Annotated in this window: 14 protein-coding genes; 5 read left to right on the top strand and 9 right to left on the bottom strand. The window is 52.2% G+C overall.

Annotated features, from left to right (window positions below; genetic code table 11):
• Nucleotides 1-786: 786 nt before the first annotated feature.
• On the top strand, nucleotides 787-1,338 hold the full coding sequence (locus TH5_RS09075) for a Ros/MucR family transcriptional regulator (RefSeq protein WP_114121593.1): 552 nt from the start codon (nucleotides 787-789) through the stop codon (nucleotides 1,336-1,338).
• Nucleotides 1,339-1,589: 251 nt separating this feature from the next.
• Nucleotides 1,590-2,612 carry a DUF1403 family protein gene (locus TH5_RS09070; RefSeq protein WP_114121592.1) on the top strand — a complete coding sequence of 341 codons (1,023 nt, stop codon included), beginning with the start codon at nucleotides 1,590-1,592 and terminating at the stop codon, nucleotides 2,610-2,612.
• A gap of 1 nt (nucleotide 2,613) precedes the next feature.
• Here TH5_RS09070 and TH5_RS09065 read toward each other — a convergent pair whose 3' ends face one another.
• From TH5_RS09065 to TH5_RS09030, 8 genes are all read right to left on the bottom strand, one after another.
• Nucleotides 2,614-3,258, bottom strand: a complete 645-nt coding sequence (locus tag TH5_RS09065) for a hypothetical protein (protein ID WP_097053608.1) — start codon at nucleotides 3,256-3,258, stop codon at nucleotides 2,614-2,616.
• Between the two features lie 13 nt (nucleotides 3,259-3,271).
• Nucleotides 3,272-3,979 carry a ParA family protein gene (locus TH5_RS09060; RefSeq protein WP_114121591.1) on the bottom strand — a complete coding sequence of 236 codons (708 nt, stop codon included), beginning with the start codon at nucleotides 3,977-3,979 and terminating at the stop codon, nucleotides 3,272-3,274.
• Nucleotides 3,980-4,147: 168 nt separating this feature from the next.
• Complete coding sequence (locus TH5_RS09055; RefSeq protein ID WP_114121590.1) at nucleotides 4,148-5,404, bottom strand: hypothetical protein; 1,257 nt, start codon at nucleotides 5,402-5,404, stop codon at nucleotides 4,148-4,150.
• A gap of 85 nt (nucleotides 5,405-5,489) precedes the next feature.
• Nucleotides 5,490-7,115, bottom strand: a complete 1,626-nt coding sequence (locus TH5_RS09050; protein WP_114121589.1) for a DNA topoisomerase — start codon at nucleotides 7,113-7,115, stop codon at nucleotides 5,490-5,492.
• Nucleotides 7,116-7,131: 16 nt separating this feature from the next.
• Entirely contained in the window at nucleotides 7,132-8,880 is a 1,749-nt protein-coding gene (locus tag TH5_RS09045; RefSeq protein ID WP_114121588.1) for a hypothetical protein, read from the bottom strand.
• Between the two features lie 38 nt (nucleotides 8,881-8,918).
• Entirely contained in the window at nucleotides 8,919-10,139 is a 1,221-nt protein-coding gene (locus TH5_RS09040) for a hypothetical protein (protein ID WP_142994614.1), read from the bottom strand.
• Between the two features lie 24 nt (nucleotides 10,140-10,163).
• Entirely contained in the window at nucleotides 10,164-10,778 is a 615-nt protein-coding gene (locus tag TH5_RS09035; RefSeq protein WP_114121587.1) for a hypothetical protein, read from the bottom strand.
• A 2-nt stretch (nucleotides 10,779-10,780) separates the two neighbouring features.
• Complete coding sequence (locus TH5_RS09030; protein WP_097053601.1) at nucleotides 10,781-11,242, bottom strand: hypothetical protein; 462 nt, start codon at nucleotides 11,240-11,242, stop codon at nucleotides 10,781-10,783.
• Nucleotides 11,243-11,711: 469 nt separating this feature from the next.
• Here TH5_RS09030 and TH5_RS09020 point away from each other — a divergent pair, with 469 nt between their 5' ends.
• Nucleotides 11,712-11,957, top strand: a complete 246-nt coding sequence (locus TH5_RS09020) for a DUF2312 domain-containing protein (RefSeq protein ID WP_114121586.1) — start codon at nucleotides 11,712-11,714, stop codon at nucleotides 11,955-11,957.
• Nucleotides 11,958-12,321: 364 nt separating this feature from the next.
• Here the strand turns inward: TH5_RS09020 and TH5_RS09010 are convergent, their stop codons facing one another.
• Entirely contained in the window at nucleotides 12,322-12,732 is a 411-nt protein-coding gene (locus tag TH5_RS09010; RefSeq protein WP_114121584.1) for a hypothetical protein, read from the bottom strand.
• Between the two features lie 243 nt (nucleotides 12,733-12,975).
• Between TH5_RS09010 and TH5_RS09005 the strand changes: the two genes are divergently transcribed.
• Nucleotides 12,976-14,106, top strand: a complete 1,131-nt coding sequence (locus TH5_RS09005) for a hypothetical protein (protein ID WP_114121583.1) — start codon at nucleotides 12,976-12,978, stop codon at nucleotides 14,104-14,106.
• A gap of 37 nt (nucleotides 14,107-14,143) precedes the next feature.
• Entirely contained in the window at nucleotides 14,144-15,097 is a 954-nt protein-coding gene (locus TH5_RS09000) for a hypothetical protein (protein WP_147250086.1), read from the top strand.
• Nucleotides 15,098-15,187 lie beyond the last annotated feature (90 nt).

The following is a 15,187-nucleotide window of genomic DNA, read 5'->3' as shown; positions in this document are numbered from 1 at the left end:
AGCAAAGTTTCTGGGGCATGCTGGCTCTTGACCTCAAAGATAGGCTTTCCCTTCGCTCCGGCCAAAGATTTTGCATCAAAGTAATCCTTACGGCGACGGATTATCAACCATAGGGGTGGAGCAGGTGTGCTGCCGTTTCGTCCGAAATTTGGCCTACCCTTACGAGTGGGAGGGGCTATTTCCACGATGAGAGAACCAGAAAAAACAGAAAGCCTTAAGATGGTATATCGGTCCCTCAACCGCTCGAATTAAGGGAAAATACCACGTCTAGGTTGCAGATTCACCAGAACTAAAAGGATAACGGGCAGGATAGTTAACCTATCTTTTTTAGTGAATGTAAAGCTGAGTGCTTTAGTTAAAAATGTTAACTGTGGTCTTGGTACTCCAGAGATTAACTAAAGGTTAATGTAAGCAAAGTAGACATCACTTCTTTCTTTCTTAGGTATTAGTGTGCTTTACATTGCCCTTCCAAAATTCCGCTTGAAATAGTCTATGGTGAGCAGAAATCTGTTTGTTATCCTTTCTTACCTTTATGTACGCGGCATGTAATTACAAATGTTCTCGTTATGTTCTCCTTTCTCAAACAAGAAAAGCGATGGCCGCTCTCTATATAGTGAAGCAAAATAGAAGGATCGGCTGGTTCGTTTTCCCTAGTTTTCCGCCAAAAATGAGGGCTGTTGTTAAATTTTTTGCTTTTTTTGGCATCCTTTGCTTGCAAACTATCTTTTAGTCTAGTAAACAGCTTCTTGTGAGGCGTCATTTACCGTAATTCATCGGAGATAAGACATGAGCGAAATAACAACTCCTGATACAACAACCATTGTTGCTGGTATCGTGAACAACCTGATCGAGCACGGCGCAGTGAAAGATGCGAGCACTCTGCCGGACCTGATTACGCAGATCAGTGCTTCTCTTGCAAATGCCCAGGCTGCTTCTGTAAAAGTAGGGCCTGCTACGCCAACGACACCGACTTCTTCCCCCGCCGCTCCAGCAGCGTCTGCGCCAGCGGCACAGGCAACTGTCGATGCAATCGCGGAGAACAAGCGCCCAGTAAGCGAGACTGGACAGCAGCCAGCCGTTCCGATCCGTGAGTCGCTTACCGACGACTGGATCATTTGCCTGGAAGACGGCAAAAAGCTGAAGATGCTTAAACGTCACCTGAATGGTGCATTCGGACTTACCCCGGAAGAGTATCGCGCGAAGTGGGGCCTCCCGGCGGATTACCCGATGGTTGCCCCGAACTATGCCAAACAGAAAAGCAACTACGCAATTCAAGTTGGCCTTGGACGTGGCAATAGCAAAAAATCCCGCGCGAAAAAGGCGGAAGCAGCTAACTAAAATACGAGCAAACTTGCTGCGAAGATCCTCACAGGGGAGAGCATTGCTCTCCCCTTTTTTCTTTGGAAAATGGTCGGTTCCGACAGGGAAAAATGCCAAGAATGAGAGTGTCTGGTATAGTGACTCTAAGGTGTAGTTAGCTTCCGAATTGACATGCTGAATCGCTGTATTTGGCGATTTAGATGCCACGCCAAAGTCGTGGACGAACATCGAGAAAACAAGTATGTTGACGAACATGTTAGGAGGTGGGCATGTTCGGGTTCCAAGGGCTGACAGAGACCGCAGAGATATCTCTGGGCGTCGTTAAACGACTGAACGATGCCACACAAGCAATTACCAAGTTGAACGAAAGTCTGCGTCTGGCTCCTGAACGGGTGCGTGAAGGATGGATTGAACGAGCTGTACTGGCCGAAGCTGTGTCGTCAGCGCGCCTTAGTGGTGATTATGTCATCCCGGAAGACTTGCGTTTGGTGGCCTTTGACGCCTACGACGGCCCAATCTCGAACGAAATGAGCAGAACGGCAGATCTATTGCCTTTTCTGCGTGTCGCAAGTCGACGCAGTCCGAGGCAGATGTTCACCCCTCTTCGACTGGTCGCAATGACCCGACTGCGCTTGAAAGCAAAATCCGGGACGGGGTTCCAAACAAGTTGGATTTCTGCCGGTCAAAGAGAGCAGCGTGATTTTGATGATATCCGATATGGACTGGAAGAGGTCTTTTCCGCTGAGAATGTCTCTCGATGGAAAGGCATCCCTCCCCTGATGGCTGCGGCCGAGATTTTGTATCTTTGGAACACATCAGGCTGTGACGAGATGATTAGCCCCGAGGCTGGTCGTGTATTGGCATCCGCCTGGCTTGCGCGGTCCGGACTGACCGAAAAAGCATGGGTGATGATTTCTACCGGGTTTCATGAGGATGTCTTTTCGTTCAGTCCGGGGCCGGACTCACGCTGGCATCGAAAATTTGCCCGTGGAGTGGAGTTGGGGTGTCTCGGCACCTACGGCCTATTAAATCGCTTAGAGGCCGCTCACAGGGCATTTGAGGAGGTCGATTTTTCGATGAGATCGTCGTCAAATTTGCCAAGAGTGGTCGATTTGCTATTTAAGAGAATTGCCGTGACCACCACCACAGCATCAACTGAGCTCGGCATATCATCCCGCGCCTGTGCAAATATCCTTGAACGCCTGCTTCATGATGGTCCGAAAATTAAAGAGCGACCGGTAGTGCAAGAACTGACCGGTCGCTCTTCGTTTCGTGTGTACGGTATCGTGTAGGTTACGAGACTGACTTTAAGCCGAGTTTGCGATCTATGCTCTCCAGCTCTTTTTCAAGTTTGGCAATCTGGCTAACAATGGTGGCTCGGCGGCCCAACAGCTCAGTCCGCACTTTAGTTTGTTCCACATCGTTGCCATTGTCATCGACTTCCACGGCATCGATGACGCGGAGTTTCCTCTTGAAAGACTTCACCTCAGCCATCGTGACTTCGGGGTGGATGACCCCCTCTTGCCGAGCTTGCTGGATTTCTTTGGATGCAAGTGTCGACAGATGATAGACGGTTGAATAGTTTGGCGGAATTTCGGATTCAATAAGTAGGCCATTCTCAATGGCCTCAGCTGCCCTGCGTAGCTGATAGGCGACACCTTTGCCGAAGGGAAGGTCATTGAGTATCATGGCTTCGAATTCGCCGTGAGGAAGGCGCTCTTTCGCTGCCATAAGATACTTGCCAACAAGGATGAAGCGAGCCTGAGCCTCTCGCCAGAGGACCTTAATCTCAGCAACAAATTCGCTTTTGTTATTGAGATTGAATGAGACACCTTGCATCTCATGCACGCGTTCATCAGTCGACATCCCTTGTTTTCTCAGGACATTTCTAGAGAACTGTGTAGCCCGTGTTGCCGGTTGAAGCTTTTTACCTGACATCGAAGTGCCCTCCTTAAATTGCCAGTCTGCCGCGAACAAAGTGCCAGATGCCCTCGGCGTCTTCGGCTCCCTTCGCATTTTTAATTTCTGCAATCCCTAACCCGACGTTGGCAGCCTGAGAAATATCTTCATAGTGGGGAAGGTCAATCGGGCACAGCTCCCCTTTCTGAATAAGCTTCCGCTTTGCGTCTTCAAGGGAGATTGTTCGCCGCTTCGTTCCTCCAAGAACAAATGCGGCCGGAATGTCAGTTTGGCGAAGATACTGCATCCATGGGATGACGGAGTCCAGGTCGTCCCCACCCTGGAAAGTCGCCACCAGAACAAGGTCAGACATGTCTATGAGCATGCGCATTGCCTCTGCATGGTCTTCAACGCTTGGAGGGGTGTCGACGAGAATAATGTCGGCATCGTCAATTTCAGCGACGGCAGCGACTTCTTCAAGGTCGGTAAGAGTAACCTCGTAATGAATAATCGGCGCGCATTCAGGGGGACGTTTCCCCCACCACTTGGTCAACGTGCGCTGCCGGTCGAAGTCAACGGTTGCCACAGTGAGGCCTTCCAAGGCTGCAAGGACGGCCAAATTTCTTGTCGCGGTGGTCTTGCCAGACCCGCCCTTCGGGCTGGCAATGGTGACGATTTTCCTCTTGCGGCTGGCAGAAGTTTTTCCCACTTCCGCCTGGGGAATCTCAGGACTTGGAACAACTGCTTTCTGAAGCGCCATTAGGACCTCCTTTATAGGACATAGGTCAAAGTGCGATCAAAGTGGTTATCGAAACGTAAACATTTTTGGTAGCGGGCGCGATTCTGACACATATTCGAGGTTTCACCACGAAAAAAGAGGGCCAGAAAACTTTTCTGGCCCTCTTCGCGCAGTTAAAAGTTTAAATGTTTAAACTTTTGGATTTGTTTTCATCTTGGATTCGTCCGGGATATCCCGCGATGGAAGCACTTGCCTCAAGCACTCCCCGTTTTGGTACCATGCCGAGAACTCAACAGAGTCCAGGGAAGGTATTCTTCGGATGATGGCAGGCAGGGTTGGGTGATGGATCTGGCTATCACGGTTACGATAAACCGTTACCTCCAAATCAAGCGACGATACCACTTCAACGGTCCCTGTACTGCCGTCAGGAAACTGGTAAGGCGTGACAGAGCTGACCTTTGGGGTCGGTGTCAGCCCGCGCACCTTAAGGTCGGGGCGACCTCTCCACATAGCGTGCCCAGGAAGTTCGACCGCTTCAGGAATGTTGTGGCAGGCAAATGCACCGTGAGCTTTGAAGAAGGCGTTGGCGACGATGATTGACCGTTCATCCGGGGCCTCGAGATTGTTATGTGCTACCACCACATGATGGACGGTGCCATCCTCAGCCGTTAGTTGATCGTTCACCAGAACAAATAGCAGATGCAGTCCGTCGCTTGTGAAAACGTGCTCGCCGACGACACAAATCTTGGCAATACCCGCAGTTGGCGTTGGTGAGAGAACATGATTTGAGGACAGCCGCATGTCGCGACCAACGTCAGCAAATGTTGGGCTAAAGCGCGCAATGACACACTGGCGAGCTTCGGTCGGGAGTTCCCAGAATCCAATTTTGGAATGATAGGCGTCTTTGTGGGCTGACCGCAACTTCTGGACATGTCGCATATATAGCGCATCATGAAGCTGCCCTTCTGGCCCCAGCAGTTCGTTGAGGGTGGCAATGGTTTCATCGGCGGACCTGTGACAGATGCCGACACCTCCGGCCGATTGCCACTGCTCGATATTGCGTTCGGAGTCATCGATGAGAATATCCCCGGGAACGACAAACTCATGCTTCTGAGACGCACGTGTGACATAGACCGGGTTTTGACCGAAGGCCTTCCTCACTGAGGCGGTCTTTCCAATTGCTGCAATCGGGATTGGGTCACAGGCACCTGTCAGAAAGATTGGTGACAGCTCTCGGACGTGTAACCACAAATCCCAAGCATCATCAAGGAGAGGCAAGGTTTCCCAAAAGCTCGGATTTGACCGGACTTTCGCCCAAACTGGATCGAGGGATTCCGTATCACAGTTGACACCAAAGTTCTCTTTGACGGTGCGGGCGAAATCGAAGAACACACCATCAAGGTCAAGGTATAGACGTGGAAGGGGAAGGTTGTGGTCCGGTCTCATAAAGGTCACTTTTACATGGGCCAAATGTTTAAATGTTTAAACATTTGTTGTCAGAAATTAGCGCATATTCAACGCTGTTTCGGTTCTAGTCTGGTGTGTAGGCGAAAGCGTTGTGAACGGTTAAGCTATCAAAATCGATTCCGGCTTCAACCATGTGCCTGAAATCTGTTCGCGGCCGAGACTGCACATTCTCAACGGAGCCGACCAACGGTGCCTGGATGTTCCCGGGAAGAGCCGTGACAATTTTCTGGGCCAGTACCTCCCATGGTTCTCGGCCTGACACATCAAGATTGGCGGTTGCATTTTCGCAGGCGTTCTCGATAGCAACAGACAGTTTGGGGTTAATCAGCTCACGAGGGCTCTGGCGCAGCCAGCTTTTCCCTTTTTCGGTGAGCTTGAAGTCTTCATCGACAAGGTCCCGCTTCAGAAAACTCTCAATGTGGTTGGGCCAAGTCGAGGGACGACCAAGTCCCGCCTTCATGACGCTCTCCATCAGAACCGCATCTTGGTTTCTTTTTTCCAGTCTGGATTCCGACCAACTGACTTGACCCGGATATCGCGGACCTTGCTCACGATGCCAATTCAGGCTGGCAATCATTTGCGCCACCTCTGGCGAGAAGCCTTCGGACAGCAAGTGATTGCGGATTTTCGAGCTGTCAGCGGTTTCCTTAACGTGCTTTTGTCCCGTCTTGATAAGGTCTCGCGCAACAAGCCCCCTTACCCCTTCATCCTCGCCAAGTCGCGCCGGATTGTTGGTGACGTCGACATTTCCAATCGGATACGGGGCATCGTGAACATCGTTCTCGGGTTTCCCAGCTACAGACTCTTCATTGAACTTGTAACCCGATTTTTGCAGGATCTTCTTCAGTTTGCGTGCAGCAACCGGGCTCATGCCGCGAGACCCTGACCGCGGGTACGACATCTTCCCGGCTTCATAAGAGCGCTGCAAAGCTCGCGCTGTTTCTGACGGCCTCATGTCAAGCTCTTCAGATGCCCTTACGATAATGTCTCCCATGTGGGCTGGTTGGGAGACGGCCTGGTCTGACGACTTCATGGACAGTGCGGGGAAGGCTGTTTTTTCGAGCTGGCGGGCGTCACTCAAAGACATCGGCGGCTTCACGTCCACATTTGTCAGCCATGGCCTCCCGCCGTCCTTTGCCGGTGCGGACAGGTTCAATCGCCAGACCGTGGGCTTCTCGGTAATCACGACGCCAAGCATTGCGGTGGCTACCCGCCCAACGGTTACTCCCGGTTTGGAGAAGGTCGCGCCGATCATTCGATCAATGATTGCGCGGGTGCGGCCTGGTATGGCATCGGCTTTTAACACTTCGGTGGCTGCACCCAAAGCTTCCTGAATAGACTCATCGTCCATTCCTTTGAGCCGCACGCGGATCGGGTGAGGCTGAATGTCTGCGATTGCTTCGGCAACATCCCACGCAATAACATCACCCTCACTGTCTGCGTCGGTCGCGATGATAACCTTGCTGGCAGACCTTGCCATTGTCCGGATGCGTTTATATAGGTCCAGGTCCTGGGGTGCCCGAGCGTACTCATGGAAATCTTTATCAATTCCCAGTGTTCCAAGAGATTCTGGCATCTGAAGTAAATGCCCTTTGGTCGCCTGTACGGCGGCATCCAAGCCCAATCGGGCGAGGATGCCTTCAAGCGTCCTCGCCTTTCCGGGGGCCTCAATTATCCAAAGTTCGGACAATAGTTGGTCCTTTCAGTTACGCGGCACTGGAACTGCGCGAGAACAGTGACGTGAGGGTCTTGAAGAAACCCTCAATGACCTTGCGAAGGTGGTCGACCATTTTCTTGAGGTCATCCTGTGCCTTCGAAAGTTTACCAGCCTCGCCCGGTTTCGACAGAAGCGGGTCATCGATCTTCATGCCTTCGGCGAGTTTGGTGCCCAGGTCTTCGATTCCGGCAAAGTCGACGCCATTGCGCTTTAGCATCTGAAGATCAGCTGCAAACCGTTTGCCATTCCGGCGCATCTTGTCGGAAATCATATTGATTTCCTGAAGGTCTTTCTGGAATTCGGGCGACTTGCAGAGCTTATCCTGACGATGACGCAGTTTCATCAGGACGGTGTCTTTGGGGTCGTGATTGCTCAGGTCGTTCAGATGTTCCCGGAGAGTCGAAACAGAAATTTTTCGTCTGTCGGCCACATAATCAAGGGCGTCAAGAAACTTTCTGCCGTCGGCCGAAGTCGCAAACTTCTGGTTAAAGTCTTTGACCTTCGAGTCCAGATCGGCAAACGACCGGTACATGCTGTCAGCAGCGTTGGTCATCTGACGGAACTGCTGATTAACTACACGTTCGCCAAAAGCCGACCCCCTGATGGAATCAGCGGTGATTTTCGCATGCTCTTTGCGAAGCTTGCCACTTGGGTCGCTCTGGAACAGACCAGCCAGAGAGCCCAGAACGGAGGGCGGGCCCTGACGCTGCGCGTCCTGCTGGCGCATCGCAGCGTCCGCGTTAATCTGTTCTTCAAGAGCCTTTCGCTGCTCTTCCGTCATTTTAACCTTTGCCCGGTTCTCTCCCAAGGCGGATTGGCGTGCGGCCAGCAACGAGGACATCATATCGGCATGAAGGCCGTCCACGGCTTCATAGGTTGGGAAATCATCGCTCAGTGCGGCTTCCTGCTGGGCTTCGGTTGTTGCACCAGCGTTCAGATGCTCAGCGGCACTCTGTGCTGTTTCACCATCACCCGTCAGTCCCTGAGCGGCTTCCGCCAATGCCGCAGCGGCCTCCCTGGCGTCACGGGCCTTCAGGCTATCTGTTACGATTTTGCCGTTTTCCGTCCACGGGGTCTTACTGATCAGGTTCGGATCGATTTTCGCATTTTTGACGTCAACCGTTGTAAATCCGGGGTCGTCGCTCAGAAGTGCCATGGTCTGTTCGTGAATAGCCGCTTCTTCAAGCGCTTTCTTGTCTTGTTCGATGATATCGGCGTGTTCCCGGGAGTGCTTTGCCTCCAGGTCAACAATACTCGCCTGTTTGACGTTGGCGAAGAGACCGCCAGAAAGTGCCTTTTGGGCTGTTTCACGAGCAGCTTTCATATGCTGCTCGTTCTCTTCCTCACCGGAAAGGATGGCTTGACTGCCTTCAACGGTCTGAAACGCAGGGTCGTCGACTGGTTTATCGCGCTCCTGATCGATCATACTCTTGGATTTTGCAGCACCAAAGAGACCGGTGCGAACTGCCGACGGCTCTTCAACTGCCGCATCCGGCTCCACCGGATCTACCTGCGGCGCATCCGATGACATTTCGAGCATGTTTGTGGATGTTGCCCCAGCAAACAGCCCGGGTCGAACAGCAGGTGCCTCGGTGGCCTGGGTATCAGCAACCGTTTCCGAGCTTACAGGATCTTCCGAAGGCGAACCTTCATCCTGAGCGGACGCAAGAACGGCATCTGTGTCATTCTGAGAAACTTCTTCTGCTTTTGCCGCAGCATCTTCGTTTTGGTCGGACATCCTAATACCTCTTTCCAAAGAACTCCTTGCACCAAAGACTACAGGTTGTTGTCCTGGCGATACCCTGCTTCCAGAATGGATGCGATCGTTGCAAGAGACAGAGAAGTTTCTCGCAGTGTCTTGGAGATGTCGTAGTTCTGATAAATCTGGAAGGCCTGCATCATCGCCATGTCTTTGAGAACCTGCGTCGGTTCTGTTGCTGCATCATTGGCGATTGCCCAGGTTGGGTTCATAAACCAGGACTTTGACTGAAGCTCCATCCTGGCTTCGTAGGATACGCCGTCTGGAAAGTTTTCGACGTCGGGATCGGGGTCATACCCCAGAACCAGCTTGGAAGTGGCTTCTGCCCAGTCCTTGAGAACCTGTGCGGAAACTTTACCGCTTTCTGTACCGACAACTTCGATGTCCATGGGGACATATCTGGAAGCCAGCGTGGTGCCCACGTTGTTGATGATGGACTGCCGCTTGATGCTGTCTTCACGTTTTGCAGCGATAGCTCTGCCGTTTTCCGACTGCATCATGCCGGAAGACACCGCGCCAAGCGGGGAGGGGTTCAAAGCACCGTTGAGGAACACTACAGCAGCATCCTGCTCCTTTGGAGACAGAACGCTGTTCTTGGCGTCCAACAATGTGCGGACATTTCGGTCCTTGCCTGCCATTCCGTCTTCTTCGGAGGCGACAGTTTTACAAATGCCACGGTCGACGTCTTCCTGAGTAGCGTAGAGGCGGCAGTGCATTTCAAGACGGGCCTCGATAGCCGGTCCCTTGCCTGCCGTAGCTGCACCAGCCTCACCGGCGTCGTATGCAACCTGAAGGTCAGATACAGAACCGGCCCATTCCTTCGACGCTGCCTCCAAATCCTGAGAGCCCACGGTGCCGGTCACAACGTTACAGGTTGATGCCCCAGAGATAGATGCTGACGTCGCATCCAGGCGTTCTTTTTCCAGGGCGCGCTGAACGTCACGTTTGTCGGCAAGATCGGCAATCTGGGCATTCCCGGCGAGACCTTCCTTCATGTTTCCGGAGAGCTGACCGGTGGCCTGACGCAGAGCTTCCACGATAGATGATTCCATCATGGCAATTTCAGCGTTGATGGATTTTTCAGCCTTATCGACAGTCGCCTCGACGTGCCAACTTTCGTATGCAACGCAGCACGCGGCATCCGCGGTACGCAGTGGTGCTGCCGAAAATACGGTGGACATGGCGACCAAAGCGAAGAGGGACAGTATCCCGCTAAATAGATAATTTCGAACTGACATGATTAAGTCCTCCGCGATGTCCGCTTACTGCGCATTCGGGTTAAATTCATAACGCGGGATGTCGTCGTAAATCCCGTTGCCGACCTCAGCAGCATCAAAGATCACGTCGCGCTTGCTTTTGGAGCCGCCGCTTAGCACGCTGCCAATGTTCGTTTTGACCTGATTGTCGCCATTTCCCTTGAAACGGGTTTTCAGACCACCATTGACGCTACCAAGATTGATGCCGGGGGCAATTTCCCCAACGTTCAATGATGCGTTTGCTGCCCGGTTAAGCGGTGCTACAGCTTCGTTGAGCATCGACTTGGCCTTGCGGCACACGGCATTCTTCAGCTTGTTGAGAAGGCTGCCAAGAGACGGCGGAGAGAAGAAGATGTCCATACCTCCATCGAGAAGGTTTTCCAGGCAGGACATATCCGAGAAGGTTTCGGTCATCTCCGAAAAGGCACCTTCGGCAAGGAGCAGGTGACGGTTGATTGCTTCTTCGCGCGCGTCATCTGTCGCCATGGCAACATCTGTAAGGCAGCCTGCCTCCATCTCCGTCGAAGTCAGCGCATGAGCATCGAAGGAGGTGAGACCTACAGCTGCAATCATCAGCGACCCGATGGACGCGTTGAAAAGCGCTTTCTTTGTCATTGTCATGGTTACATTCCTCCTTGCGAGAACGTGATCTCGTTTTCGAGTGTTTTGGCCGTCTCAACAACGGCATCAAGCCGGTTCTCGGAAGCCATGCGTTGAATCTGCCGTTTGGAGATGACTTCCGCGAAAATCTTGATATCTTCGAGAAACAGCTCACCGGTCTCGCTATTGGACCCGGACCCGTCTTCTTCCTCGCCGGTCAGCTTGCGAAAGACGGCATGAGAGTCTGGATAGGTTTTCTTGGCCATCCAGGCCATCAGTCGGATACGCCGCGCCCGCCCGAACGCCCGAACATCCTGCGGATATTCTCGAACCAGTTCGGGAATCTGGGATGGGGCGACATCATCGCGCAGAACAGACACCAGAATTCCGTCCCCTTCGGACGAGGTGCCGCCGTCAGACAAGACGGCTTCACGGATATCTTCCGGAAGCTTTTGCAGCCAAAGAGAAAAAGTATGCTCTGTCATGTCTAGCATTTTGCTTTAGATCCGACTTTTTACTGCCATTTGGTAAGGATTTCTTATAGCATATTCCGAGAACAAGAAATTCACCAAGAAGGATTTAAGGAAAATGAGAGTTGAGATGCAAAGTCTCTTTGGAGCAACCTGTCTAGATGAAGCAGCTCCGCCCGCAACAGATTTGGAGCGCATCGCGATGCTGACTGCATGTGATGTGTTGTCACTAAGCTTTCAAGTGGCTCCAGCGCTGGAAGAAAAGGTTGGGCGAGACCTTGATAACGCTCCAAACAATGAACCGGCACCCGAGTTGGCTAACGCCCATACGCCGCGACCGACAATGCGGATGTAGCTGACTGCTTACGAGTGCAGGCCAAAGAAAAAGTCAAAGGATAATTGAAAGTTTTCCTTTGACTTTGCTTTTTGAGGATTGCATATTCACGCCTGCAACCTGTCAACAAACTATTTAAAGGATACCTGCATGACCGAAGTTGGTGGAATTGCTGCCGATCAGCTCGTGAGTTATATCGAACGCATCGAACGCCTTGAAGAAGAAAAAGCCAACCTTATGGGTGATATCAAGGAAGTTTACGGCGAAGCCAAGGCGCTTGGTTACGACGTGAAAATCCTTCGCCAGATTGTCCGACTGCGCAAAATGGAAGACCATGAGCGTACGGAACAGGAAGAAATCCTCGAAGTCTACAAACGTGCCTTGGGCATGTCCTGACCGTTCGACGTTTCAGCTCGCAAAAAAGGCACCTCTCGCTGTAGATGTGCCTTTTTTGTATGGGGGATGGCCTTGTAGGGGAATTATCTAAGAGTGTGCCGGACGGTGAACTCGGCGGCAGGGAGCTTTTCGATACAGGTTAGCCCATGCTTTCTCACCAGGTGAACGAACCCCTTGTTTATCAATCCCTCTAGGGCCAGGACCGCATCCCTGCGCGGCAAATCCTGGAAAGCAGCGGCCAAATCTTTAAGCGTCATTCCATTATGCAGATAATGCCCCAGCATTCTTTCCTGTAATGGTGTCAATTCTTCCTTGGTCAACCGAGGAAGAAGTGGGGAGGGGAGAGAAGCGAGAGACCCAGGTTTCACTTTTTAACCTCGGCGGGGACTTCCGCAGCCTTTTCCCAGTTGCCCTTGAATGCCAGCGGGAGAACTGTCAGAAACTCGGAGCTCGCAATCGGCTTTCCCTTGTAAATGGTCGTCTCTTTAAAACGGATTGTCTCGATTTCGGTAAACCCAACCCACCCGTCAAGCAATCCAATGCTGGTCGGGAGCCACATGCGCAGTGCAATGGGATCGTCGGCGCGAGGCTCGTTGACACGCGCATCTTTGCAAGCCAGGACGACCCAGTCCTTTCGCTGGACACCGCGCACAAAGGCGACACTGCTCCATTTAACCGACAGCACGGCTTCCACGTCGTCGTTGGCAATGCCAAAAACAGGCACGTTGTCATCATCAAGGCCAATCGAAAAGCGACGGGCGGCCCGCTCGCCCATGAACACATTGCCTTGGTCTGTCCTCAGAGCCCCGCCCTTATAGTACGACGCGGCCCATCCGATGAAAGGATGGTACAGATCGAAGTTATTGCTCTTTAGAATAGGAAGGAGCTCGTTTCTTTTCCTTGAGGAATGCATCCGGGTGTGACCTTATTTAAAGAATAACCAAGAAGGCTTGCGCGAATAATCCTTCTGGATAAAACTGTAACTTGTCGCGTTTTCCTTTAAAAGGGGTTTTTGTTAATGTCACGCCTTGTACCCGCGTTGCCTACTCAGGATAATTCGTCTGACGAATTCGTTATCCGAGTGCTTGAAAGCACATTGGATGACACGCACGTCGTATTCCAGAAAGGTGGCGAGCTGCCGGGCTATCTTGTTGCGCACCCGACCAAACGTCCGTGCTGCGTCATCGTCGTCGAAGAAATGCAGGAATATGACTTTGATAGCGAGACATTCGGCGACCTGTACCTGCCGGACATAGCTGATGGCCTGGCGCTTTCTTTCGCTGGACGGCCGAACGCGATCCTGTTTTTGAAAGATACGCCTCGGCCAGATTTTCCGACAGACCCAAACATTTTGTTTCAGGGTGAGTTGGATGGCGTTGGGGACGCGGTGTCCTCCAATGAAGGGCAGGCGCTCGGTGAGGAGGGTATGGCAGCCCTGTTCCGCCGATTAGCGCCCCGAGCGACGCCATACAAGCCCGGCGAGGTTACAGGCAAACAATTGAAGTGGCGATCTGCCTTTGACAAGGGGACTGTGAACCTATCAAAGGACGCCGTGCCAACAGAGCATGTCGATGAACATGGCCCCAAAGAGGCTGTTCAGGCTGACGTGAAGGCTTCCAAGGAAGGTGCTGTGCAAACGGCTCCTGTTGCTACTCTGGTCGGCTCCCAGGCGATTAAGGAGCCGGTGCCGGACATCAAGGAAGACGACCCTCTGATTCTGCTCATTCGAAATGCGGTGGAAAACAGGTGTCAGTTTGATCCCATCTATGTCGCCGGTGTCCAGCTCTCCCATGTTGATGTTGCTGCCCCGGACTTCTTGCTGCCAGCCCTGCTGATATCTGCGGCTGAAGATTGGGCGCCGGTTGTGGCATCCAATGAAGGTAAAGGCGGGTTCTATGTGCGTCTCAGGACAGACCCCAACGCGCTCATGGGTTATAAAGTGGTCAGCATATCTCCAGCCACCAAATTCCTGTTGATGATGCCGATCATCGACAAACTTTCTTCAGCCCAAAAGGATAGGACCAATGAGGAGGGCGTCGAGTATCTGCTCGATGATATGGTCCTTCAGTTCACGCGGTGGTTGGCCAAACATCACTTCGACACAGAATTCGCCGTCGATATCGACGTTCGCGTAGCTTTTAGCGTGTAACCGCTCTGAGAAAACACCATTCAGTAAGGAAACAGGAATGTCTGAAGACACCGTAAAATCGAAGCAGGGTTTGTTTGCAAACGCAGCCGCTTCAAGAACAACCATGCTCTCGTCATCTCTGCCGGTGGAGCCACCGGTCCCAATGAAAGGGGGAGACGGAACCGTACTTGATCCATTCAAATTCCGTGTTGCCGCCCAGCAATTTGCCAATGAAAATGGCCCTCTTTTTTCAGCCTTTGCAAAAGTCTCTGATTCTCCGGAGCCGTTGATTAACGGTGCAGACCTTGCGACCGCGATTGCGACTTCAACGAAACTCGCAGGCGCAATTGCTGCGCAGTTTACCAAAAAAGAAAAGCCTTCGAACAACGAAATTCGGCCATTTCGGCACGCTGCCGCCGAAATTGTGGCCAATTGCATTCGTGAAGGAGGCCTTGCTTCGGTCGATATCGACGGTATCGCCAAAAGCCATGCCGCAGCATTCCATCTTGTCGACGAGGGACTGGACAGAAGCATTTTTGCGGACCAGAACATCTCGGATGTAGCCTCGTTAGAGATGACAGCGGCGACCGTAACGCTGAACATGATGAAAGCGGTTATGGTCTATGATTTCCGCCATGACAGGAGCACACTTATCGCTGCCATGTCAGATGCCGTTTTGAAAGCGTCCCTCGAGGCGGCCCAACATGTCTGCAATGACGAAACCAGACCGTCAGACCGACGTTCTGTCGTCCAAACCTACAGTAACCGGCTGAGTGAAGTCATGACGTCCGTTTACGAACGTAAAGCACGCCAGGTTGTTTCCCACCTTGCGAATGCAACACCGGCCAAAAAAGAAGACTTTGCCCGAAAGTTCGACCCTCTGCCGGAAATCCTGCGTGTTTTCAAGGAATGGAACCTGCTCTTTATGGGCACATCCGTTGCCTATGCACGTTCGGCCGCAAACAGTGTTGGCATCCAGTCTTCCCGAGAAACCGCCCCAAGCAAAAATTAGTTTACATGGCATAAGTCAATAAGTTGACAAGGATATCTATTCTTTGACTTTGCTTTGATATCGCGTGACCATAAAGGAAAGAAGGGCCTT

Origin of the sequence: Thalassospira xianhensis MCCC 1A02616, from assembly GCF_003326475.1 — a bacterium.
Lineage (GTDB): Bacteria > Pseudomonadota > Alphaproteobacteria > Rhodospirillales > Thalassospiraceae > Thalassospira > Thalassospira xianhensis.
Note: the sequence above shows the minus strand (reverse complement) of the source record. Positions and strands in the feature narration are given on the sequence as shown.